General features: G+C 60.2%; 25 protein-coding genes. 13 read left to right on the top strand and 12 right to left on the bottom strand.

Going from position 1 to position 22,455, the window contains the following annotated elements:
• Positions 1 to 64 precede the first annotated feature (64 nt).
• The 3 genes from PSH65_RS01860 to PSH65_RS01870 are packed head-to-tail and all read left to right on the top strand — an operon-like array spanning position 65 to position 2,098.
• Positions 65 to 877: an HDOD domain-containing protein gene (locus tag PSH65_RS01860; RefSeq protein ID WP_305426929.1), complete on the top strand. Its 813-nt coding sequence runs from the start codon at positions 65 to 67 to the stop codon at positions 875 to 877.
• 30 nt (positions 878 to 907) lie between these two features.
• A complete protein-coding gene (gene mutM, locus PSH65_RS01865) occupies positions 908 to 1,720 on the top strand; it encodes a bifunctional DNA-formamidopyrimidine glycosylase/DNA-(apurinic or apyrimidinic site) lyase (protein ID WP_305424676.1) in 813 nt (270 codons plus the stop codon).
• 54 nt (positions 1,721 to 1,774) lie between these two features.
• Positions 1,775 to 2,098 carry a multidrug transporter gene (locus PSH65_RS01870; RefSeq protein ID WP_305424677.1) on the top strand — a complete coding sequence of 108 codons (324 nt, stop codon included), beginning with the start codon at positions 1,775 to 1,777 and terminating at the stop codon, positions 2,096 to 2,098.
• Positions 2,099 to 2,221: 123 nt separating this feature from the next.
• Here the strand turns inward: PSH65_RS01870 and PSH65_RS01875 are convergent, their stop codons facing one another.
• From PSH65_RS01875 to PSH65_RS01895, 5 genes are all read right to left on the bottom strand, one after another.
• Positions 2,222 to 2,473: a YfhL family 4Fe-4S dicluster ferredoxin gene (locus PSH65_RS01875; RefSeq protein WP_095057374.1), complete on the bottom strand. Its 252-nt coding sequence runs from the start codon at positions 2,471 to 2,473 to the stop codon at positions 2,222 to 2,224.
• Between the two features lie 148 nt (positions 2,474 to 2,621).
• Positions 2,622 to 3,101, bottom strand: a complete 480-nt coding sequence (gene coaD, locus PSH65_RS01880) for a pantetheine-phosphate adenylyltransferase (RefSeq protein ID WP_038980940.1) — start codon at positions 3,099 to 3,101, stop codon at positions 2,622 to 2,624.
• Between the two features lie 115 nt (positions 3,102 to 3,216).
• Complete coding sequence (locus PSH65_RS01885; RefSeq protein WP_305424679.1) at positions 3,217 to 4,812, bottom strand: GMC family oxidoreductase; 1,596 nt, start codon at positions 4,810 to 4,812, stop codon at positions 3,217 to 3,219.
• Between the two features lie 158 nt (positions 4,813 to 4,970).
• Positions 4,971 to 5,516 carry a twin-arginine translocation pathway signal protein gene (locus tag PSH65_RS01890; RefSeq protein ID WP_305424680.1) on the bottom strand — a complete coding sequence of 182 codons (546 nt, stop codon included), beginning with the start codon at positions 5,514 to 5,516 and terminating at the stop codon, positions 4,971 to 4,973.
• A gap of 28 nt (positions 5,517 to 5,544) precedes the next feature.
• On the bottom strand, positions 5,545 to 6,975 hold the full coding sequence (locus tag PSH65_RS01895) for a coniferyl aldehyde dehydrogenase (RefSeq protein ID WP_305424681.1): 1,431 nt from the start codon (positions 6,973 to 6,975) through the stop codon (positions 5,545 to 5,547).
• Between the two features lie 145 nt (positions 6,976 to 7,120).
• Here PSH65_RS01895 and PSH65_RS01900 point away from each other — a divergent pair, with 145 nt between their 5' ends.
• Positions 7,121 to 7,792 (top strand): TetR/AcrR family transcriptional regulator, encoded by a 672-nt coding sequence (locus tag PSH65_RS01900; protein WP_008007386.1) that lies wholly within the window; start codon positions 7,121 to 7,123, stop codon positions 7,790 to 7,792.
• Between the two features lie 44 nt (positions 7,793 to 7,836).
• Positions 7,837 to 8,691 carry a sulfurtransferase gene (locus PSH65_RS01905; protein ID WP_305424682.1) on the top strand — a complete coding sequence of 285 codons (855 nt, stop codon included), beginning with the start codon at positions 7,837 to 7,839 and terminating at the stop codon, positions 8,689 to 8,691.
• A gap of 117 nt (positions 8,692 to 8,808) precedes the next feature.
• On the opposite strand, the gene PSH65_RS01910 is transcribed toward PSH65_RS01905, so the two are convergent.
• The 5 genes from PSH65_RS01910 to PSH65_RS01930 all read right to left on the bottom strand — a co-directional run bounded on the left by PSH65_RS01910 (position 8,809) and on the right by PSH65_RS01930 (position 14,194).
• Positions 8,809 to 9,651: an AraC family transcriptional regulator gene (locus PSH65_RS01910; protein ID WP_305424683.1), complete on the bottom strand. Its 843-nt coding sequence runs from the start codon at positions 9,649 to 9,651 to the stop codon at positions 8,809 to 8,811.
• 3 nt (positions 9,652 to 9,654) lie between these two features.
• Positions 9,655 to 10,665, bottom strand: a complete 1,011-nt coding sequence (locus tag PSH65_RS01915) for a hydrolase (protein WP_305424684.1) — start codon at positions 10,663 to 10,665, stop codon at positions 9,655 to 9,657.
• 73 nt (positions 10,666 to 10,738) lie between these two features.
• Positions 10,739 to 11,356 carry a 16S rRNA (guanine(966)-N(2))-methyltransferase RsmD gene (gene rsmD, locus PSH65_RS01920; RefSeq protein WP_305424686.1) on the bottom strand — a complete coding sequence of 206 codons (618 nt, stop codon included), beginning with the start codon at positions 11,354 to 11,356 and terminating at the stop codon, positions 10,739 to 10,741.
• Complete coding sequence (locus PSH65_RS01925; protein ID WP_305424688.1) at positions 11,356 to 12,846, bottom strand: pitrilysin family protein; 1,491 nt, start codon at positions 12,844 to 12,846, stop codon at positions 11,356 to 11,358. The genes rsmD and PSH65_RS01925 overlap by 1 nt, the downstream gene beginning before the upstream one ends.
• Positions 12,839 to 14,194 (bottom strand): pitrilysin family protein, encoded by a 1,356-nt coding sequence (locus tag PSH65_RS01930; protein ID WP_305424689.1) that lies wholly within the window; start codon positions 14,192 to 14,194, stop codon positions 12,839 to 12,841. The genes PSH65_RS01925 and PSH65_RS01930 overlap by 8 nt, the downstream gene beginning before the upstream one ends.
• A 344-nt stretch (positions 14,195 to 14,538) precedes the next feature.
• Here PSH65_RS01930 and ftsY point away from each other — a divergent pair, with 344 nt between their 5' ends.
• The 4 genes from ftsY to rpoH all read left to right on the top strand — a co-directional run bounded on the left by ftsY (position 14,539) and on the right by rpoH (position 18,750).
• Complete coding sequence (gene ftsY / locus PSH65_RS01935; RefSeq protein ID WP_305424690.1) at positions 14,539 to 16,092, top strand: signal recognition particle-docking protein FtsY; 1,554 nt, start codon at positions 14,539 to 14,541, stop codon at positions 16,090 to 16,092.
• Entirely contained in the window at positions 16,089 to 16,760 is a 672-nt protein-coding gene (ftsE, locus tag PSH65_RS01940) for a cell division ATP-binding protein FtsE (RefSeq protein WP_007897888.1), read from the top strand. Before ftsY ends, ftsE begins: the two co-directional genes overlap by 4 nt.
• Positions 16,757 to 17,782: a permease-like cell division protein FtsX gene (ftsX, locus tag PSH65_RS01945; protein WP_305424691.1), complete on the top strand. Its 1,026-nt coding sequence runs from the start codon at positions 16,757 to 16,759 to the stop codon at positions 17,780 to 17,782. The genes ftsE and ftsX overlap by 4 nt, the downstream gene beginning before the upstream one ends.
• Positions 17,783 to 17,895: 113 nt before the next feature.
• A complete protein-coding gene (gene rpoH, locus PSH65_RS01950; protein ID WP_007897890.1) occupies positions 17,896 to 18,750 on the top strand; it encodes an RNA polymerase sigma factor RpoH in 855 nt (284 codons plus the stop codon).
• A 207-nt stretch (positions 18,751 to 18,957) separates the two neighbouring features.
• Here rpoH and mtgA read toward each other — a convergent pair whose 3' ends face one another.
• A complete protein-coding gene (gene mtgA / locus PSH65_RS01955; protein ID WP_305424693.1) occupies positions 18,958 to 19,680 on the bottom strand; it encodes a monofunctional biosynthetic peptidoglycan transglycosylase in 723 nt (240 codons plus the stop codon).
• 74 nt (positions 19,681 to 19,754) lie between these two features.
• Between mtgA and PSH65_RS01960 the strand changes: the two genes are divergently transcribed.
• The 4 genes from PSH65_RS01960 (at position 19,755) to trmB (ending at position 22,009) form a co-directional block, all read left to right on the top strand.
• Complete coding sequence (locus tag PSH65_RS01960) at positions 19,755 to 20,126, top strand: DUF423 domain-containing protein (RefSeq protein ID WP_305424694.1); 372 nt, start codon at positions 19,755 to 19,757, stop codon at positions 20,124 to 20,126.
• A 90-nt stretch (positions 20,127 to 20,216) separates the two neighbouring features.
• Positions 20,217 to 20,417 (top strand): sulfur carrier protein ThiS, encoded by a 201-nt coding sequence (gene thiS / locus PSH65_RS01965; protein WP_161807490.1) that lies wholly within the window; start codon positions 20,217 to 20,219, stop codon positions 20,415 to 20,417.
• A gap of 62 nt (positions 20,418 to 20,479) precedes the next feature.
• Positions 20,480 to 21,274 (top strand): thiazole synthase, encoded by a 795-nt coding sequence (locus PSH65_RS01970; protein WP_007939343.1) that lies wholly within the window; start codon positions 20,480 to 20,482, stop codon positions 21,272 to 21,274.
• A gap of 9 nt (positions 21,275 to 21,283) precedes the next feature.
• The gene (gene trmB / locus PSH65_RS01975) at positions 21,284 to 22,009 is read left to right on the top strand and encodes a tRNA (guanosine(46)-N7)-methyltransferase TrmB (protein ID WP_305424695.1); all 726 of its coding nucleotides are present in this window, start codon (positions 21,284 to 21,286) and stop codon (positions 22,007 to 22,009) included.
• Positions 22,010 to 22,125: 116 nt separating this feature from the next.
• Here trmB and PSH65_RS01980 read toward each other — a convergent pair whose 3' ends face one another.
• Entirely contained in the window at positions 22,126 to 22,449 is a 324-nt protein-coding gene (locus PSH65_RS01980; protein ID WP_007897907.1) for a DUF3392 domain-containing protein, read from the bottom strand.
• Positions 22,450 to 22,455 lie beyond the last annotated feature (6 nt).

The raw sequence follows: 22,455 nt of genomic DNA on the forward strand, positions 1-22,455 counted from the left end.
GTGTGTACTTATGTCCCAAGAGCTGACGAGCGAACAGATTCAACAGTCCCTGCAAGGCATCAGCGTGCCGGCCCAGCCGCAGATCATGGTGGATCTGCAGATGGAGCAGTACATGCCCGACCCGGACCTGGAAGTGATCGCCAAGCTGATCTCCCAGGACCCAGGCCTGTCCGGCGCCTTGCTGAAAATCGTCAACTCGCCGTATTACGGCTTGAGTAACAAGATCACCGCGATCCAGCGGGCAGTGAATCTGTTGGGCAGCCGTTCGATCATCAACCTGATCAATGCGCAGTCGATCAAGGGCGAGCTGAACGACGACGCCATCGTCACCCTCAACCGTTTCTGGGACACGGCGCAGGACGTGGCGATGACATGCCTGACCCTGGCCAAGCGTGTCGGAATCCAGGCCGGCGATGAAGCCTATGCACTGGGCCTGTTCCACGATTGCGGCATCCCGTTGATGCTCAAGAAATTCCCCGACTACATGAAAGTGCTGGAACAGGCCTATGGCAATGCCAGCGCCGAATGCCGCGTGGTGGATACCGAGAACAAGCAATACAACACCAACCACGCCGTGGTCGGGTATTACACCGCCAAGTCCTGGCGTCTGCCGGAACATGTCACCCAGGCTATTGCCAACCATCACAATGCCCTGGCCATTTTCAGCGATGAGTCATGCCGCAATACGCCGCTGAAAAACCTGCTGGCAATCCTGAAGATGGCCGAGCACATTTGCGCTTCCTATCGGGTGCTGGGCAACCAGTCTGAAGACCACGAATGGAACAATGTCGGGCATCTGGTGCTCGATTACATCGGTCTGTCGGAATACGATTTCGAAACCCAGAAACAAGAAATTCGCGACCTCGCCACGCGTTGAGTGTCGAACCTCGCCTGATTCGAGAGCCCCATGCCTGAACTGCCGGAAGTCGAAACCACCCGCCGCGGGATTGCACCGCACCTGGAAGGCCAGCGCGTCAGCCGGGTGATCGTGCGTGAGCGCCGTTTGCGCTGGCCGATCCCCGAAGACCTGGATGTGCGGCTGTCCGGTCAGCGCATCGTGCTGGTGGAACGGCGTGCCAAGTACCTGCTGATCAACGCCGAAGTCGGCACGCTGATCAGTCATTTGGGGATGTCGGGGAATCTGCGGCTGGTGGAAGTCGGCATGCCGGCGGCCAAGCATGAGCATGTGGACATTGAGCTGGAATCGGGCCTGGCCTTGCGTTACACCGACCCGCGACGCTTTGGCGCGATGCTCTGGAGTCTGGACCCGCTGAACCACGAACTGCTGGTTCGCCTAGGGCCGGAGCCGTTGACTGACCTGTTCGACGGCGAGCGACTGTTCCAGCAATCGCGCGGACGCTCCATGGCGGTCAAGCCGTTCATCATGGATAACGCGGTGGTGGTCGGCGTCGGCAATATCTATGCGACCGAAGCGTTGTTTGCGGCCGGCATTGACCCTCGCCGTGAAGCCAAGAGTATTTCCCGGGCGCGCTATTTGAAACTGGCGATCGAGATCAAGCGCATCCTTGCCCTCGCCATCGAGCGCGGCGGCACCACGTTGCGGGACTTTATCGGCGGCGACGGTCAGCCGGGTTACTTCCAGCAGGAACTGTTCGTGTACGGCCGTGGCGGTGAGCACTGCAAGGTCTGTGGCACGGGGCTGCGGGAAGTCAAGCTTGGGCAGCGCGCCAGCGTCTTTTGTCCGCGCTGTCAGAGCTGATATCGGCTACGGTCTATAGTCAGTGTTCTTACTGCCTAGCCGAAGGACCGTGCCATGAATTTGTTTCGAACCCTTGTCGTTGCGCTGCTGCTGAGCGCCGGTGCGCCCGCGCTGGCGGCTGAGAACGGCAGCGGCGATCCGCGTTACACCATCCAGAACCCACCGGCCTACGCCATGCTTGGCGATTTACTGATTGCCCGACCATTGTTGGTAGCGGCGACAGTGATCGGTGCCGGGGCGTTTGTGGTGTCGTTGCCGTTTACCGCGTTCGGTGGCGGTATTGGCGATGCGGGGCAGGCGTTGGTGGTCGATCCGGCGAAAGCCGCATTTGTGCGGTGCCTGGGGTGCATCGGGGAGGGGTTTGAGCAGCGGGAGTGAAGTCAGTTACATCTACGGTGTGGCTGATGGCCTCATCGCGGGCAAGCCCGCTCCCACAAGGACCGCGTAAACCCTGTGGGAGCGGGCTTGCCCGCGATGGCGTCTTCGAAGTTGCCGAATGACTCAAACCTTGCCGGTAATCTTGCGGTACTTCTCCATCAACTGTTCTTCAGTCTCCGGATGAGCCTCGTCCAGCGGGATGCAATCCACCGGGCAGACCTGCTGGCACTGCGGTTCGTCGTAGTGGCCGACACATTGTGTGCACAGGTTCGGGTCGATCACGTAGATCTCTTCGCCCTGGGAGATGGCGGCGTTCGGGCACTCGGGTTCGCAGACGTCGCAGTTGATGCAATCGTCGGTGATGATCAGGGACATGCTAACTCCAGCCGGGGCGGCAGGCCCGGGCGCAATAAATCAATGCGCACAATTGTGCCGCATTGGCGCCCGCAGTGCACGCGGGCGCGATCAAGTGCAGCGATCGAAGATTGCGATAGCCGTAAAAGATCGCAGCCTTCGGCAGCTCCTACTTTTTAAAGCGCAGGGTGAGGGCGTCGGCCACCGCCGGGTGGACGAACTTGGTGATATCGCCGCCCAGGGCCGCGATTTCACGCACCAGCGTCGAGGAAATGAATGAATAACGCTCGGACGGTGTGAGAAACAGGCTTTCCACATCCGGTGCCAGTTGGCGATTCATGTTGGCCAGCTGGAATTCGTATTCGAAGTCCGACACCGCGCGCAAACCACGCAGGAATATGTTGGCGTTCTTCTCTTTGGCGAAATGCGCGAGCAACGTCGAGAAACCGACGACTTCAACGTTCGGCAAATGTTTGGTGACCTCGCGGGCCAGCTCCACACGTTGTTCCAGGGGAAACAGCGGGTTTTTTTTCGGGCTGGCGGCGACGGCGATGATCACGTGATCGAACAGGCGCGAGGCGCGTTCGACCAGATCGCCATGGCCCTTGGTAATAGGGTCGAAGGTACCTGGGTACAACACTCGGTTCATCGCGTCGTCCTGGCGGGAGTCCGTTGGGGAGTCGGATGGTATCGCAGCCTTCCCGGTCGGCCAAGTCGCCTGTTGGGTAAGAAAGCACTATAGACGATGGGAATATTCCGCGTTTTCATGGGTTTTTCAAACGTTCGGCCAGCGAAGTGGCCAATTGCGCCGTCAGTCCGTAGACCGACAATTGGGGGTTTGCGCCAATGCTGGTGGGGAAAAGCGAGCCGTCATGAATCGACAGATTACGCAGTTGATGATGTCGACCAAGGCTGTCGGTCACAGCGCTTTTCGGATCTTCACCCATGGCACAACCGCCCATCACATGGGCACTGCCCAGACGCGTGCGATACAACTCAAGTCTCAAATCGTCGATCAATGCGCGCGCTTCGGCGAGGGTTTTCACGTAACGAGCGTCGGCGTGCATCGGCATCACGGCGTTGGCGCCACCGGCGAACTGGATCTCGGCCATGCTGTGGAAAGCCCGACGCACCCCGTCCCAGGTATACGGTGAAACCTGATAGTCGAGCACCGGTGTACCGTCACCGCGCAATTCGACGCTGCCACCAGGGCTGTCCGGGTGAAAACCGTCCCGCAGCAACGCCAACATGGCATGGGTGTGCGGCAGGTTTTCCATATGCCGGGCGCTTTCCGTGCCGAAGCCGCCAAGCAGGGTGCTGGCCAGCGCGGGGTGCAGCGGTGGAACCTCCAGTTTGTAAGACATCTTGCCGGTGGTGCCATCCTGCCACTGGAAATGGTCGGAATAGATCGACTGCGGCGCGCCATAGAACGGGTTGATCACCTCATCAAACAGCCCGGCGGACATGTTTACCAAGTGCAGGAAGGTCCGTTTACCCAGCCGCTCGTGAGGATCCGGCGCTTCGGAGCGCATTAGCAGCGCCGGGCTGTTGATCCCGCCGCCGGCCAGCACGTAATGCCGAGCCTTGACCGTAATCGTGCGTCCGGTAGGCGCAACGCAACGCTCATCCATCGCCACACATTGCAAGCCAGTGACCTTGCCGTCTTTGATCGACAGCTTTTCGGCGCGGGCCAGATAGAGTAGCTCGCCACCTTTTTCCAGGGTCGCCGGAATGGTCGTGACCAGCATCGATTGCTTGGCGTTGGTCGGGCAACCCATGCCGCAGTAGCCGATGTTCCAGCAACCGCGCACGTTGCGCGGAATCACATGCCAGGCGTAGCCGAGTTTTTCGCAGCCTTTGCGGATGACGTCGTTGTTGGCGTTGGGCGGCACCGGCCACGGGGCGACGCCCAGGCGTTGTTCCATTTGCTCGAACCAGGGCGTCATTTCGGCCGGCGTGTGACCTATGACGTCGTGCTCTTTGGCCCAGTGTTCCAGCGTCGGGTCCGGGGTGCGAAAGCTTGAGGTCCAGTTGATCAGCGTGGTGCCGCCCACTGCACGGCCCTGAAGGATGGTGATCGCGCCGTCCTTGCTCATGCGCCCGATGCCTTCCTGATAGAGGCTGGTGTAGGCCTGGTCTTCGAGCATCTTGAAATCGCTGCTGGTCTTGAGCGGGCCTTCTTCGATCAGCAACACCTTGTAGCCGGCGGCGCTGAGGATTTCGGCGGTGGTCCCGCCGCCGGCGCCGCTGCCGATGATTGCCACGTCCGTTTCGAGGGTCAGGTCCTGGGTCAGTCGGGCGCCGTTGTAGGTTTTCCAGCCACGGGCCAGGCCTTCGCGGAACGGATCGGGTACGGGCATGATGTTCGGGTTCTCTTATTATTTTGGATTCGGTGGTGATGCGGCTGACGCCATCGCGGGCAAGCCACGCTCCCACAGGATTTGAGATGGACCACCCTTTTGTGAGCGACTCAAACCCTGTGGGAGCGTGGCTTGCCCGCGATAGGGTCGACTCGGTCTCAAACGGTGGGCGGCCCCGGATACCCGCAATGCGCCCACGATTCAGCCCGGCTGTACCACGCCATCATCACCATTTGCAGCAACGAGCTGTGGCCCATGCGCAGCAGGCTCAACGAACTGTTTTCCCAACGGTCGAGAAAGTGCCGGATCTGTTCGCTGCTGGCGTTTTCCCAGCTGCCCCAGATTCCGGTCAGTGGCCCGCGAGTCACGGCCATCCCCAACACATCGAACAATTGCCGGGTCAGTTTGAGCATTTCCGGCGACAGGTGATTCAGGCCGTTATCCAGGCTGTACAGGGTCTCGGCGACGGCAGCCGGCATTTTTTCGATGGACACGGCGCCGTCGAGCATCACCGGAATCACTGCCCGCAGAAACAGCAGGTCACTGTTGCGAAGAATCGCGAAACCGCTGGCCGGGTTGCTCGATGAGCAGCCGCTGAGGCTCGCGCCTAATCCGGCCGTCGCTAGAAAAGCGCTGGCGCCGAGGCTGAATTTAAGCAAGCCGCGCCGTGATAGCGCGGGAGTGTCGGACAGGCTTGGGCTCATTATTGTTATTACCCGGCGGTGATGATCGTTAGCGGATAAACAGCTTCTGGATCAGTTTCTGAATGGACTTGCCGTACGGCGGATAGATCAGCTTCGCCGCATTGAAGCGCTGTTTGATCAGCACGCCTTTGGCCTTGCTGAAGGTCAGGAAACCTTCGTGGCCGTGGTAGTGGCCCATGCCCGAGGCACCGATGCCGCCGAACGGCATGTCGTCCTGAGCAACGTGCAGCAAGGTGTCATTGAGGCAAACGCCACCGGAATGGGTTTCGTTGAGGACGCGGTTTTGCTCGCGCTTGTCGTAGCCGAAGTAATACAGCGCCAGTGGGCGAGGGCGTTGGTTGATGTAGGCAAACGCTTCGTCGAGGTCTTTGTACGGCACAATCGGCAGCAACGGGCCGAAGATTTCGTCCTGCATCACCGTCATGTCGTCGTTGACGTTGAGCAGCAGGCTATGACCCATGCGCCGGCCCTGGCCCTGATCGAACAGCGGAATCAGCAGCGCGCCCTTGCTGGTGGCGTCGCTGAGGTAACCGTTGAGCCGCGCCAGCTGCCGGTCGTTGATGATAGCGGTGTAGTCCGGGTTGTCGGCCAGCGTCGGATAAAACCCGCGAACCGCCTGGCGATAGGCTTCGACGAAAGAGCCGATGCGGTCTTCCGGCACCAGCACGTAGTCCGGGGCGACACAGGTTTGCCCGGCGTTGAGGGTCTTACCGAAAGCGATGCGTTCGGCGGCGTCCTCAAGCGGCACATCGCGGGAAACGATGGCCGGGGACTTGCCACCCAGTTCGAGGGTCACTGGCGTCAGATTCTCGGCCGCCGCGCGCATCACGTGTTTGCCGATGCTGGTGGCGCCCGTGAACAGCAAATGATCGAAACGCAGCCGTGAGAACGCGACACCGATATCGGCCTCACCCAGCACCACGCAGACCAAGTCCTGAGGGAAAACCCGGCCCAGCAATTCCTTGAGCAGCAAACCAGTGGCGGGGGTCGATTCGCTGAGTTTGAGCATCACCCGATTGCCCGCCGACAACGCACCCACCAGCGGCCCGATGGCCAGGTAAAGCGGGTAGTTCCACGGCACGATCACTCCGACCACGCCCAACGGCTGATAAACCACTTTGGCCGATGCTGGCTGAAAGGCGAGGCCGACTTTGCGTCGCGAGGTTTTCATCCAGCCTTTGAGGTGCCGGCTGGCGTAGTGAATGCCGTGCAGGCTGGGCATCAACTCGGCGAGCAGGGTTTCATCGGCGCTGCGGTGGCTGAAGTCCTGGCTGATGGCGTCGATCAGGGCCTGGCGCTCATTGCTCAGCAGGTCCCGCAACGCTTTTAGCCATTGCTGGCGCTGAGCCGCGGGTGGCATCGGGTTGACTGCATACGCCGCGCGTTGAGCGTCGAACAGGGTTTGGAGCTCGTCCAGAGGCTGCTGCAGGTTCTTCAAGTAGGCGATGTCAGCAGGCATGGTCGCTCCGGATTTATTGTAATGAGGAACTTTTTAGAGTCCATGCTCTAGAAAGTCAAATGGCACTCTGACACAGCTTTGTTTTATCCATGCGCGGATAGGTCGTAAGATGCCCCTCATCGCACTCTGAATTAAAGCTCAAGCCATGGCCCCTCGGATCAAAACCAGCGAGCGCATCGTGCAGAACAGCCTGGAGCTGTTCAATCAACAGGGCGAGCGCAGTATCAGTACCAACCACATTGCTGCCCACATGGAGATTTCCCCGGGCAACCTGTACTACCACTTCCCCAACAAGCAGGCGATCATCGCCGTATTGTTCAGTGAGTACGAAAACCTGGTGGACAGCTTCCTGCGCCCGCCCCAGGGCCGCGCCGCAACGGTCGAAGACAAGCGCTTCTACCTCAAGGAATTGCTCTCCGCCATGTGGCGCTACCGCTTCCTGCATCGTGACCTCGAGCATTTGCTCGACAGCGATCCCGAGCTGGCCGCCCGTTACCGGCGCTTTTCCCAGCGCTGCCTGATCCAGGGTACCCACATCTATGCGGGCTTCGTCGAGGCCGGCATTCTGTGCATGGACAAGGTTCAGATCGAATCCCTGACCCTCAATGCCTGGATCATCCTCACATCGTGGGTGCGTTTTCTGTGCACCACGCGGGAAAACTCCAATCATCTGAGCGAACAGGCCATCAAACGGGGCGTGTATCAGGTACTGGTGCTGGAGGCCGGATTCGTCACCGATCAAGCTCACGATGCGGTGAATGCACTGTTCGAAGAGTTTTATGTGCCGCTGGCCCAGGCGCTGGAAGAAGTGGGATAAAGAGTGCAGCAGGATTGAAGCCGACAAAATCACAGGAGCCCGTTATGCCCATTGCGCAACTGATCAGCCCGCAAGCGTTGGACCTGAAAAAGGAGACGCCGGGGCTGGTGATTCTGGATTGTCGTTTTGCCCTCGAAGACCCTGATTACGGTCAACGCAGCTACGCCGAAGGGCATATTGCCGGATCGAGCTTTGCCGATCTTGAGCGTGATTTGAGCGGTGCAGTGGTCAAGGGGGTTACCGGGCGTCATCCATTGCCTGAACCCGTCGACTTGATCGAACGCTTTCAAGCCTGGGGCATCAACGCCGACAGCGAAGTGGTTTTGTACGATGACGGTCCCGGCGCCTACGCGGCGCGGGCCTGGTGGTTGCTGGCGTGGCTGGGCAAGCGCGATGGCGTATTCATTCTCGATGGAGGGTTGAAAGCCTGGCACGCCGCCGGATTGCCCCTGAGTCTTGATGCGCCGTCGATCACCCGTGGCACCTTCACCGGGACGCCGGACGCTTCGTTGGTGCTCAGCGCCGAACAACTCCAGCAACGTCTCGGCCAGCCCTCGCTGACCTTGCTCGACGCCCGCGGCTTGCCGCGCTTCAAGGGCGAAGTAGAGCCGATCGATCCGATTGCCGGGCACATCCCCGGCGCACAATGTGCCGCGTTCACCGATAACCTGGGCAGCGACGGGCGGTTCCTGCCGGCCGAACAGCTCAAGCAGCGGTTTGCCACAAAGCTCGGTGATCGTTCACCGACGGAGTTGGTCGCGTATTGCGGTTCCGGTGTGACCGCCTGCCACAACTTGTTCGCCCTGTGCCTGGCGGGTTATCCGTTGGGGTCGTTGTATGCCGGGTCGTGGAGTGAGTGGATCAACGATCCCGCGCGAGGCGTCGCCAAGGGCGAATAATCCCCTATCCATTGTGGGAGCGGGCTTGCTCGCGAAGACGATGTAACAGTCGACATTGATATCGACTGACCCACCGTCTTCGCGAGCAAGCCCGCTCCCACATTTGGATCTTTGTAGTCATCCATAACCGGGTAGTTGCCGCGCACTGCGATACGCCCCCGGTCCTACGCCATAAACCTGTTTGAACTGCCGACTCAGATGGCTCTGGTCGGCAAAACCCAACTGCGTCGCGACTTCCAGCGGCAGGCAGCCGCGCTGTAACAGCGCCCGTGCCCGGGCGATACGCTGCTGCATCAACCAGGTGTGTGGCGGCATGCCGGTGGCTCTGCGGAACACCCGGGCGAAGTGGAAAGGCGACAGGTTCACCGTCGCCGCCAGTTCCTCCAGCGAGGGCGGCGCCGCCAAGCGTGATTGCAGCAGTTCCTTGGCCAGGGTCACCGCCCGGTGCTCCTTGCCTGGTTTACCGGCGACCGGGACGGCTGCGTGACGTTGCAACAGCGACAGCATCATTTCCCGCCAGACCGTCTGCTGTTGCAGCGCCGTGGACGGACTTTCCAGCAACCGATGCAGTTGGCAGAACCCCTTCACCAGGTCTGGATCGCGATACAACGTGGCACTAAATGCCGGCAAGGTATCGGTAGGCAGTTCGAGCTCGTCCAGCAGTGAAAGAATCTGTCCACTGTCGGGATAAAACGCCCGGTACAACCAACCGTCTTCCGTTCCTTTGTGGCCGGTGTGCAGTTCATCCGGGTTGATCAGCACCAGCGTGCCGCTGCCGGCCAGATGCTCGGCGCCGCGATAGCGATAACGCTGGGCCCCGGCCATGATCATGCCGATCACATAGCCGTCATGCACATGGGGGGCGAAGCGGTGCTCGATGTAGCGCGCGGACAACAACTCGACCCCGGCCAACGGCGCCGTTTGCCAGAAGTGAATCGACTCGCCCTGAGCGGAATCCATGGGTTACTTGCGCCCTGTGGTGGCGAGCCATTGGGGAATGCGCCTTTCCAGGTAGTAACCCGGTTGCCGGAACGAGCCCTCGACGAAGCCGACATGGCCACCCTTGGCCTGCAACTCGAATTGCGTGCAGGCAGACAACTCGTCGGCTTGCGGCAGGCTATGAGGAAAGACAAACGGGTCATCCGCCGCCTGGATAATCAAGGTCGGTGTGCGAATCTCTCCAAGGAAATAACGACTCGAAGCGCGGCGATAGTAATCCGCGGCATCGGCGAAACCATTCAGCGGTGCGGTGACCCGGCCATCGAACTCCCAGAAGGTGCGCATGTTCTCCAGCGAGCCCAGCGCCGCCAATGCCGCCAGGCCATCCTGATGCCCTTCATACTGGAACCTGCGCTGCTTGTTCTTGATGTAGGCGACCATCTCCCGCATGAAATGCGCTTGATAGAATTTGGAAAAACCCTGGCTGATGCGATCGGCACAGTGATCGAGGCGAAACGGCACCGACACCGCCACGGCGCCGAGCACCCCGCTGTTGCTACCGGTTTCGCCCAAATGCTTGAGCAACACGTTACCGCCCATGGAATAACCGACCGCATACAACGGCGCGAGGGGGCGTTGGGTGCGCAGGTGCTTGATGGTTTCCGCCAAATCTTCACTGGCCCCGGAATGGTAGCTGCGCGGCAACAGATTGGGCTCGCCGGAGCAACCTCGCCAGTTCAGCGCGACACTGGCCCAACCCTGGGTGCTGAGCGCCTTCTGCATCCCGGCCACATAAGGCGAATTCGACGAGCCGGTCAGGCCGTGCAATACCAGCACCAACGGTGCATTCGCGCTGTGGGGGCCGTGCCAGTCCAGGTCAAGGAAATCGCCATCTTCAAGCCACAATCGCTCGCGCTCACGCTCGATATGTGTGGTTTTGCGCCATAGCGGTCCCCACAAGGTTTGTAAGTGCGGATTGCCCAGACCGTAGGCGGGCGTGAAGGCGGGAGTGAAACGTTCTGGCAGATGGGACACGATTGCTCTCGATGCAGCGGTGCTTACCCGCAGCGTTAACTGACTGAGCTTCGCACCGTTTTTACAGGCCGGACTAACCGGCGTTCCCTGCCATACGTTGCCACAACGCGTAGTACACCCGTCCTGATTTTTGCTCCCGATGCAGGCGCCAATTTTCTGGCAAACCCAATATCGACGGTGCCGTTTCGCTTTCAGTGTAGACCCACGCATCGTCACTCAGCCACTGACGCTCTTCGAGCAAAGTGCAAACGGCAGGCAACAGATTCTGATTAAACGGCGGGTCGAGAAACACCAGATCGAACGCCGTGGCTGGTTGGGTTTCCAGATAGCGCAAGGCGTCGGCAGTCTGTACCTGACCGGTCGTGCAGCGCAGGGTGCCCAGATGTTCCTTGATGCTCGCTACTGCGATGTTGCTCGCATCCAGTGCCTGGCCCATGGCTGCGCCACGGGACAAAGCCTCGAGAAACAACGCGCCGCTACCGGCAAATGGGTCGAGCACCTTGGCCCCGGCGACATAAGGCGCGAGCCAGTTGAACAGGGTTTCACGGACTCGGTCCGGCGTTGGACGCAAGCCTGGCGCATCGGGGAAGCTCAGCTTTCGGCTGCCCCATTCACCGCCGATGATGCGCAGTTGATTCACACCGTTGTGCACGTTGTGAACAGGTTTTTTAGAACGCGATGGACTGGCCATTAGTGCTCCGGAACCCCGAGCGGTTGCTCGGCAGGTTTGTCAGATGGGGCCGGCAACGGCTTTTGTGGCACGGTCGGGCCAGCGCTGACGATGACCAGTTTGTCCGTGCTCAGGTGTTTGTTCAATGCGGCTTTGACTTGCTCGACGGTCAGGCTCTGGGACTGCTGCATGAAGTCTTCCAGATAGGTCAGCGGCAAGTTGTAAAAACCCATGGCGCCAAGCTGCCCGACGATATCGGCGTTGCTGGCGGTGGACAGCGGGAAGCTGCCGGCCAGTTCGCGCTTGGCGTCGTCGAGTTCTTTCTCGGTGGGGCCGGTCTTAAGATAATCGGCGAGCACGTCCTGCACCAGTTTCAGCGTGCCTTCGCTCATCTCGGCGCGGGTTTGCAGGTTGATCATGAACGGGCCGCGAGCCTGCATCGGGCTGAAACCCGAATACACGCCGTAGGCCAGGCCGCGCTTCTCGCGCACTTCGCTCATCAAGCGAGTGCCGAAACCACCGCCGCCAAGGATCTGATTGCCCAGGGACAGCGCTGCGTAATCCGGATCGTCACGGTCGATGCCCAGTTGCGCGATCATCAGGTTGGTCTGCTTGGACGGAAACTCGATATGGCCAATGCTCGACTTGGGGTCAGTCGGCTGTTCGATTTTCGCCAGGGCCGGGCCTTTGGGCAGGTCGGCGGACACTTGGGCGGCAACCGCCTCGGCTTCAGCGCGCGACAGGTCGCCCACCAGCGCAATCACCACATTGCCGGCGGCGTAGGCTTTCTGATGGAAGGCTCGCAATTGCGCCAGGGTGATGGGTGGAATGCTCTTCGCCGTGCCGTCGCTTGCATGCGCGTAGGGGTGATCGCCGTACAAGCGATTCATCAGCTCGATGCTGGCGAGTTTGCCGGGGTTCTGTTTCTGATATTCGAAGCCGGCCAGCATCTGGTTCTTGATGCGCGCAAATGAGTCGGCGGGGAAGGTCGGTTTGCCGACGACTTCAGCGAACAGCTTCAAGGCAGGCTCGCGTTTGTCCGCGGCACTGAGGCTGCGCAGCGACGCAATCGCCATGTCTTTATAGGCGCCATTACCGAAGTCGGCCCCCAGGCCTTCGAAGCCTTGGGCGATAGCGCTGACGTCTTTGCCAGCCACACCTTCATTGAGCATGGCGTTGGTCAGCAGGGCCAGGCCGGATGCATCGCCGTCCTGGCTGCTGCCAGCGGCGAAGATCAGGCGTATATCGAACATCGGCAGCTCACGGGCTTCAACGAACAGCACCTTGGCGCCTTCGGTCGTGTTCCAGGTCTGCACGTTCAGCGAGCGATGGCTTGGGGCCTTGCCGTCGAGTTCTGCCAGCGATTGCAGCTTCTGGCTCGCCTTGGCTTTGTCGAGGGCTTCGCTGGCGCTGGTTTCGTCAGACTTGGAGAAATAAAAGGCGGCAGCCCCGAGCAATGCAATGACGACCAGGCCGATCAGGGCCAGGCGCGGTTTTTTACGCTCACTCATGAGTCGTCTCCTCTGGCAGTACATGGGCGACGCTGAGACGTGCGCGGGTGAAATACAGCTTGGCGGCTTTCTGGATGTCTTGCGGGGTCACGCTTTCCAGATCGGCGAGTTCGGTGTCCATCAGTTTCCAGGACAGCCCGACGGTTTCCAGTTGGCCGATGGCGGTGGCCTGGCTGGTGATCGAGTCACGCTCGTAGACCAGGCCGGCAATGACCTGCGCTCGCACCCGCTCCAGCTCTTCAGTGGACGGCGCGGTGGTTTTCAGCTGTTCGAGCAGTTTCCACAGGCCGGCTTCCGCCTGGGCCATGGTTTTCTTCTTCTGGGTGTTCGGCGTGGCCGACAAAGTGAACAGACTGTCGCCGCGGGTATAGGCGTCGTAGCTCGACGAACCGCCGGACACCAGCTCTTCGCCGCGTTCCAGTTGCGTCGGGATCCGGCCGCTGTAGCCGCCGTCGAGCAGGGCGGAGATCAGGCGCAGAGCGTTAACTGAACGCTTGTCTTCGGCGGTAGCGATGCTCGGCACGTTGAAGGCCAGCATCAGGCTCGGCAATTGAGTCTGCACATGCAGGGTGATCTTCCGTTCGCCGGGCTCGGCCAGTTCCAGCGGGATTTTCGCTGATGGCACGTCGCGCTTGGCGATCGGGCCGAAGTAACGCTGGGCCAGGGTTTTGACTTCATCCGGGGTCACGTCACCGACCACCACCAGGGTGGCGTTGTTCGGTACATACCAGGACTGATACCAATGGCGCAGTTCTTCGATTTTCATGCGGTCGAGGTCCGCCATCCAGCCGATGGTCGGCGTGTGATAACCGCTGGCGGGGTAGGCCATGGCCATGAAGCGTTCATAGGCCTTGGACATCGGCTTGTCGTCGGTGCGCAGGCGACGTTCTTCCTTGATCACCTCGATCTCGCGGGTGAACTCGTCGGCTGGCAGGCGCAGATTGGCCATGCGGTCCGCTTCCAGCTCGAAGGCCACGCCCAGACGATCACGGGCCAGCACCTGGTAATAGGCGGTGAAGTCATCGCTGGTGAAGGCGTTTTCTTCGGCACCGAGGTCGCGCAAGATCAGCGAGGCTTCACCGGGGCCGACCTTCTCGCTGCCCTTGAACATCATGTGTTCCAGCGCATGGGACAGCCCGGTCTGGCCCGGGGTCTCATAGCTTGAGCCAACCTTGTACCAGACCTGGGAAACGACGACCGGCGCACGATGGTCTTCGCGCACGACGACCTTCAGGCCGTTGTCGAGGGTGAATTCGTGGGTGGGTTGTGGATCGGCAGCCAGGGCTGAAAGTGGCAGACAAACTGTGCTGAACAGCAGGCCTGCAGCGCGGCGGGCTAAAGCATTCATTCGTTTTTAAACCTTTGGGGCTGCCCGCTTGGTCTTAGCCTAGGCGGGCGAGGAGGTGCTAGGATACTGATCCGTTTTACTGGCGGCCACGCCTATCAGGCCTTTGATCGGTCAGTAGGTTGTTTGGGTTTGCGGCTTGGGCTTTGAGTTTGTCAGCTAAACTCTGCGTTTTCGCCGACGATGCCGTTCCAGTCCTTCGTATTGATCAAACTTTGAGGTGCCGTTGGTACCTCGACAAAATGTTGCGCGTGAACAAGCTGGATGAATCGCAGTCTGTTCTGCATCGAATTATTTATTGCCGAGGCGCCCTTTGGCGCGTCGCTACCGTGAGATAGCCGTCCTCCATGTTTGGTTCCAACGACGACAAGAAGACCCCAGCTGCGGCTGGCGAGAAGAAAAGCCTGTTCGGATGGCTGCGCAAAAAGCCGCAGGAACCCGTTGTCGAACAGCCACAGCCACTTTCTGAGGCAACCCCTGCGCCAGTCATGGAAGAAGTGCCCGCGCCGATTGCCCTGCCGATCGCCGAGCCGGTGCTGCAATCCGCGGCCGAGCCTGCTTCTGAAACCGTAATCGTGGCCCCATTGCCGCTGACGCCCGTCGCCGAGCCGTGGCTGACGTTGCCGGTGGCGGAAGAGCCGGTGGCACTGGTCGAAGATGAGCAAGCAGCTCATATCACGCCGCCGATTCCGGCCCCGACTGCGTTCGCTCCTGAGCCGGTTCGGGCGCCAGTGGTTGCGCCGGTTGTTGAGCCTGTGTTCGTGGCTGAGCCTGCGCCGGTTGTTCCAGAGCCTGTAGTGCCGGCATTTGTTGCTCCCGCTCCGGTTGCTCCGGTTGCTCCGGTTGTTCAAGCGCGAGAGCCAGAGCCAGAGCCAGCACCTGCACCTGCACCGGTCATCGTTCCGGTTGTCGCCACGCCCGTTGCTCCAGTTGAAACTCCGGTCGAGCCTGTGCGTACCGAAGAGACCAAGGCCGGTTTCTTCGCCCGCCTCAAGCAAGGCTTGTCCAAGACCAGCGCCAGCATTGGCGAGGGCATGGCCAGTCTGTTCCTCGGCAAGAAAATCATCGATGACGAGTTGCTCGAAGACATCGAAACCCGTCTGCTGACCGCCGATGTCGGCGTCGAAGCGACGTCGGTGATCATTCAGCGCCTGACTCAGAAAGTCGCCCGCAAAGAATTGGCCGATGCCGATGCACTGTACAAATCCCTGCAGGCCGAACTGGCCGCCATGCTCAAACCGGTCGAGCAGCCACTGAAAATCACCTCACAGAACAAGCCGTTCGTGATTCTGGTGGTGGGCGTCAATGGTGCCGGCAAGACCACCACCATCGGCAAACTGGCGAAGAAGCTGCAACTGGAAGGCAAGAAAGTCATGCTCGCCGCCGGTGACACCTTTCGCGCCGCAGCGGTCGAGCAGTTGCAAGTCTGGGGTGAGCGCAACAAGATTCCGGTCATCGCCCAGCACACCGGCGCCGATTCGGCTTCGGTCATCTTCGATGCCGTGCAGGCCGCCAAGGCCCGTGGCATTGACGTGCTGATCGCCGACACCGCCGGTCGTTTGCACACCAAAGACAACCTGATGGAAGAACTGAAAAAAGTTCGTCGGGTAATCGGCAAGCTCGACGCCGATGCACCGCACGAGGTCCTGTTGGTGCTCGACGCCGGTACCGGCCAGAACGCCATCAACCAGGCCAAGCAATTCAACCAGACCGTCGAATTGACCGGCCTGGCGCTGACCAAACTCGACGGCACCGCCAAGGGTGGGGTGATTTTCGCCCTGGCCAAGCAGTTTGGCTTACCGATTCGCTATATCGGCGTCGGCGAAGGCATCGACGATTTGCGTACTTTTGAAGCAGAACCCTTTGTCCAGGCATTGTTTGCCGAGCGGGAGCGTTCATGATTCGTTTCGAACAGGTCGGTAAACGCTACCCGAATGGTCACGTCGGCTTGCATGAGCTGAGCTTTCGAGTCCGTCGGGGCGAATTCTTGTTTGTCACCGGCCATTCCGGCGCTGGCAAAAGCACCTTGTTGCGGCTGTTGCTGGCCATGGAGCGTCCGACCACCGGCAAATTGCTGCTGGCAGGGCAAGACCTGAGCACCATCAGCAATGCGCAGATTCCGTTCCTGCGCCGGCAAATCGGCGTGGTGTTTCAGAACCACCAGTTGCTGTTCGATCGCACGGTGTTCAACAACGTCGCGTTGCCGTTGCAGATCCTTGGCCTGTCCAAGGCCGAAGTCGCCAAGCGCGTGGACTCGGCCCTGGAGCGCGTGGCGCTCTCGGACAAAACCGATCTCTACCCCGGCGACCTGTCCACCGGCCAGCAACAGCGCGTCGGCATCGCCCGCGCCATCGTTCACCGTCCAGCCTTGCTGCTGGCGGACGAACCCACCGGTAACCTCGACCCGCGTCTGGCGGCAGAAATCATGGGCGTGTTCGAAGACATCAACCGTCTGGGCACCAGTGTGCTGATCGCCAGTCACGACCTGGCATTGATTGCCCGCATGCGTCATCGCATGCTCACGCTGCAGCGTGGCCGATTGATTGGTGACGGGGAGGCTGGCGTATGAGTGCAACACGTAGCCCCAAGGTTTCCGAGCGCGTGGCCCCGAAGGCCGCCGATCCGCAACCGCAGCAGAAGAAAAAGCGCGACGATGACGATGGTCCGGATTTCTCTACGCTGTTCCGCGCCTGGGTCGAAAGCCATCGTGCGAGTCTGCTGGACAGCTTGCGCCGCTTGGGCAAACACCCGATCGGCAGCTTTTTCACCTGCATGGTGATGGCGGTTGCCCTCAGTTTGCCGATGGGTCTGTCACTTTTGCTGAATAACGTCGAGCGCCTCGGTGGTTCCTGGCAGCGTGCGGCGCAGATTTCCCTGTACCTGCAACTCGATGCCAGTCCTGAACAAGGCGAGTCGTTGCGCGAGCAGATCAAGGGCATGCCGGGCGTGGCCGACGCCGAATACGTGGGTCGCGATCAGGCGCTGGAAGAGTTCCAGCAGCAGTCTGGACTGGGCGAAGCGCTCAAGGAACTTCCGGAAAACCCGCTGCCGGGCGTGGTCCTGGTGACCCCGAATGAGGTCGACAAACCCGCGCTTGAAGCATTGAGACAAAAACTTTCCGAATTGCCGAAGGTACAACAAGCGCAACTTGATCTAGTCTGGGTCGAGCGTCTGGCAGCCATCCTCAAGCTGGGCGACCGTTTTGTCTTCGGTCTGACCGTGCTTTTGGTTTCTGCATTACTTTTGGTGATAGGCAATACCATTCGTCTTCATATTGAAAACCGCCGCACAGAGATAGAAGTGATTAAACTCGTCGGCGGCACTGACAGCTATGTGCGCAGGCCCTTTCTGTATATGGGTGCGCTTTATGGCTTTGGTGCAGGGATTCTTTCCTGGGGTGTGTTGGCGTTCGGCCTGAACTGGCTGAACGACGCGGTAGTTGGACTGGCCGGTTTGTACGGCAGTGATTTTGCGCTGGCCGGAGTGCCAGTTGCCGACGGTCTATCGCTCTTGCTTGGCGCGGTGCTGTTGGGGTATATCGGTGCATGGATTGCAGTCGCACGCCACCTGCGGGAGCTTGCGCCAAAGTAATATCATTTTGCTCGTATTGACCTTTCAGCGTTTATGGGAACTTGTTTTTTGGTTTCCGGTCAATTTTCGCAGTGCTGAACTGCACGAGTTATGTAAGTCGGAGGTTTTTTCGTATGACCAATTCTTTGCAGCCTGCATATGCTCTGGTCCCGGGTGCGAACCTGGAGGCCTATGTGCACACGGTGAACAGCATTCCATTGCTGACGCCGGAGCAGGAGCGTGAACTGGCCGAGAGTCTCTATTATGAGCAGGATTTGGGGGCGGCTCGGCAGATGGTGCTCGCCCACCTGCGTTTTGTCGTACACATTGCCCGTAGCTATTCCGGCTACGGCCTGGCCCAGGCTGACCTGATCCAGGAAGGCAACGTCGGCCTGATGAAAGCGGTCAAGCGTTTCAACCCGGAAATGGGTGTTCGCCTGGTGTCCTTTGCGGTGCACTGGATCAAGGCGGAAATCCACGAGTTCATCCTGCGCAACTGGCGGATCGTGAAAGTCGCGACCACCAAGGCTCAGCGCAAGCTGTTCTTCAACCTGCGCAGCCAGAAGAAACGTCTGGCCTGGCTGAACAACGAGGAAGTCCATCGCGTGGCGGAAAGCCTCGGCGTAGAGCCGCGGGAAGTGCGCGAGATGGAAAGTCGCCTGACCGGCCATGACATGGCTTTCGACCCGGCCGCGGAAGCGGACGACGACAGTGCATTCCAGTCGCCGGCCAACTATCTGGAAGACCACCGGTACGACCCGGCCCGTCAACTGGAAGACGCCGACTGGAGCGACAACTCCAACCACAACCTGCACGAAGCGCTTGAAGTGCTGGACGACCGCAGCCGCGACATCCTCTACCAGCGCTGGCTGGCAGAAGAAAAAGCCACGCTGCACGACCTGGCGCAGAAGTACAACGTGTCGGCCGAGCGTATTCGTCAGCTCGAGAAGAGCGCGATGAACAAGCTCAAGTTGTCGATCGCTGCGTAACCCGCGCGAAGGCAATAAAAAACGCCCCGATCATTTGATCGGGGCGTTTTTGTTTGGGCCCATTTTTCAGCTTCGCCTTGGTCCCTGTGGGAGCGGGCTTGCCCGCGAAGGCGTAGTGTCAGTCGACATCAATGTTGAATGATCAGCCGTCATCGCGGGCAAGCCCGCTCCCATAGGGTTCTATAGTGCCCAAAAAATCGTGAGCGGTTACTGAGACCAAGGTGCCCGACGCGAATCGTTGAGCCCGAGCAGATAACTGTCCCCACCCAACTGACTCATCTGCTGGCGAATCCACCCGGCCCGTCTTGCAACGTAAGAGGTTGGATGGCTGGCGCTCCACACCCGCGGGTTCGGCAGTACCGCAGCCAGCAAACTCGCCTGCTGTCGGGATATCGAGCGAGCGCCGACACCAAAGTGATGCCGAGCCGCCGCTTCGGCGCCAAACACCCCTTCATCCCACTCGACGCTGTTGAGGTACACCTCAAGAATCCGCTGCTTGGGCCAGAACACCTCGATCAGCCCGGTAAACCAGACCTCCAGGCCTTTGCGCAGCCAGCTGCGGCCAGACCACAGAAACAGGTTCTTCGACACTTGCTGGCTCAGGGTGCTGGCACCGCGAATCGAGCCGCCGCGTTCGTTATGCGCAAACGCCGCCTGAATCGCGCCGATATCAAAGCCCCAATGCTCGGGAAACTTCTGGTCCTCACCGGCAATCACCGCGACTTTCAGGTTGTCGGAGATTTCATCCCAGGGTTTCCAGATGCGCTGCAAGTCAATCGGCTCGCCGTCGAACCAGGATTCGATCTTGCGCTCGACCATCAGCGCCGTTCCCGGTGGCGGCACCACCCGAAACAGCAACACCAGCAATACGCTACCGCCCGCGAACCAGAGCAGGGCCTTTGTGAGACGACGGAAAATTAACTGCAGCATAGAGATGGCTTGGCCGAACCCATTGAGCCGGCCATTATACAGACCCTGTTGATCGAGTCTGACTGGAGTTCTTCATGTTGCGTGGCTTCCTGATGTTGGCTGCTTTCTTCGGTTTCACCGGCGTAGCCTTGGGCGCATTCGCCGCCCACGGCCTGAAAAGCCGCCTGGCGCCTGAGTATTTGACGATTTTCCATACGGGCGTCACTTATCAACTGGTGCATACCTTGGCGTTGCTGGGTGTGGCGCTGTTGGCCGCGCAGATTCCCTGTCGCCTGATTACCTGGGCCGGAGCGTCATTTGCCATTGGTATTGTGTTGTTTTCCGGCAGCCTGTACCTGCTGACGATGACCGGCGTCAGCAAGCTCGGGATCGTTACACCCTTCGGTGGCCTGGCGTTCCTGGTCGGCTGGGTTTGCCTGGGGCTTGCCGCCTGGCGGTTGAGCTGACCACGCGGTCCATTTCGTGACGAATGGCTTGGGTCGGCCTGACTGATCGGGCTAGAATGCCAGCCCCTAAAAATGATGGCGGCATTCGGCATGCGCATTCAATTGAACGGCGAATCCCTTGAACTGCCCGACGGTGAAACCGTTGCGGCCCTGCTGACCCGTCTGGAACTGACCGGGCGCCGGGTGGCGGTCGAACTCAATCTGGATATCGTCCCGCGCAGCCAGCATGCCGACACCACGCTGAACGACGGCGATTGCGTCGAAGTGGTCCACGCCATCGGCGGCGGCTAGCTGCCCGGCCCGAGCGGCCACAGAATATTCTGCAAGAACCTCACCCCTACAGAGGATTTCCCATGAGCATCGTTCGTAGCGACAAGCCCTTCGTCCTGGCCGGTCGTACTTACCAGTCGCGTTTGCTGGTAGGCACCGGCAAATACCGCGACATGGAAGAAACCCGTCTGGCCATCGAAGCCTCGGGTGCCGAGATCGTCACCTTCGCCGTGCGCCGCACCAACCTCGGCCAGAACCCGGGCGAACCGAACCTGCTCGAAGTCCTGTCGCCGGATCGCTACACCTTCCTGCCTAACACCGCCGGTTGCTACGACGCCATTGAAGCCGTGCGCACCTGCCGCCTGGCCCGTGAGCTGCTCGACGGCCACAATCTGGTGAAGCTGGAAGTGCTGGCGGATCAGAAAACCCTGTTCCCCAACGTGATCGAAACCCTCAAGGCCGCCGAAGTGCTGGTCAAGGAAGGCTTCGACGTGATGGTGTACACCAGCGATGACCCGATCATTGCCCGTCAACTGGCGGAAATCGGCTGCATCGCGGTCATGCCGCTGGCCGGTCTGATCGGTTCCGGCCTGGGGATCTGCAACCCGTACAACCTGCAGATCATCCTCGAAGAAGCGAAAATTCCGGTGTTGGTGGATGCCGGTGTCGGTACGGCTTCCGACGCCACCATCGCCATGGAACTGGGCTGTGAAGCGGTGCTGATGAACTCGGCCATCGCCCATGCCCAGCAGCCGATCATGATGGCCGAAGCCATGAAACACGCCATCGTTGCAGGTCGCTTGGCCTACCTCGCCGGCCGCATGCCGAAAAAACTCTATGCCAGCGCCTCCTCGCCGCTGGATGGTCTGATCAAGTAAGAGCCATTGATGACTGAATCAAACGACACGCCTATCCAGACGGAAGAAGGCGAAGAGCGCCAACACCGCCGCATCAAGAGTTTCGTGATGCGCGCCGGGCGCATGACCGAAGGCCAACAGCGCGGTCTGGACCAAGGCACGCCGCTGTTTGTGCTGCCACTGGCGGACGCGCCGGTGGACTTCGACCAGGTATTCGGTCGCTCGGCACCGCGCTCCCTGGAAATCGGCTTCGGCATGGGCCATTCGCTGCTGGAAATGGCCGCAGCTTCGCCGGAGCAGGATTTCATTGGCGTTGAAGTTCATCGTCCGGGTGTCGGCGCGCTGCTCAATGGCGTGCTGACTCAGGGCCTGACCAACCTGCGTGTCTACGATTGCGATGCGATCGAAGTGCTCAACCGTTGCATCGCCGACAACAGCCTTGATCGCCTGATGCTGTTTTTCCCGGACCCGTGGCACAAGAGCCGTCACCACAAGCGTCGTATCGTTCAGGCATCGTTCGCTGAACTGGTGCGCAGCAAGCTGAAGGTCGGCGGCATTCTGCATATGGCGACCGACTGGGAACCGTACGCCGAGTACATGCTGGAAGTGATGAACGTCGCGCCGGGTTATCGCAACCTGGCCGAAGACGGCAAATGCGTGCCGCGCCCGGCCGAACGCCCGATCACCAAGTTCGAACGCCGCGGCGAACGTCTTGGGCATGGCGTGTGGGATTTGAAGTTCGAAAAACTGGCGTAAAACCTGTGGGAGCGGGCTTGCCCGCGATGGCGGTTTGACAGTCAACAGAGATGTTGAATGTTATGGCCTCATCGCGGGCAAGCCCGCTCCCACATTGTTTTGTGTGCTATTCGAATTTAGCGGCGGTCGGCTACGACGCCGATCAGCACCAGCACCACCAACAATACCGGCGCCAGGCTGTAGTTGTTGAACTGGCTCAGGCCTTTGATGATCCATGGCGTGGCATAGATCAGCGCCACGCCGCTGCCGACCATGCACAGCAGGGCCATCAGCGGGACGCGCAAGGCGCCGGCGATGCTGCCCAGGCGTTGGTCGACCCAGCCTTTGATGTCGGCGCCAAACAGCACCAGCAGGCAGCCCACCAGCGCCAGAGAGATTTCCGACAGGTTGCTACGGCTCCAGCGGGACACGGTGGCGAGCAGGTCGAGTACCAGATCCATTCGATT

The sequence above is a fragment of the Pseudomonas sp. FP603 genome (assembly GCF_030687415.1).
Lineage (GTDB): Bacteria > Pseudomonadota > Gammaproteobacteria > Pseudomonadales > Pseudomonadaceae > Aquipseudomonas > Aquipseudomonas wuhanensis.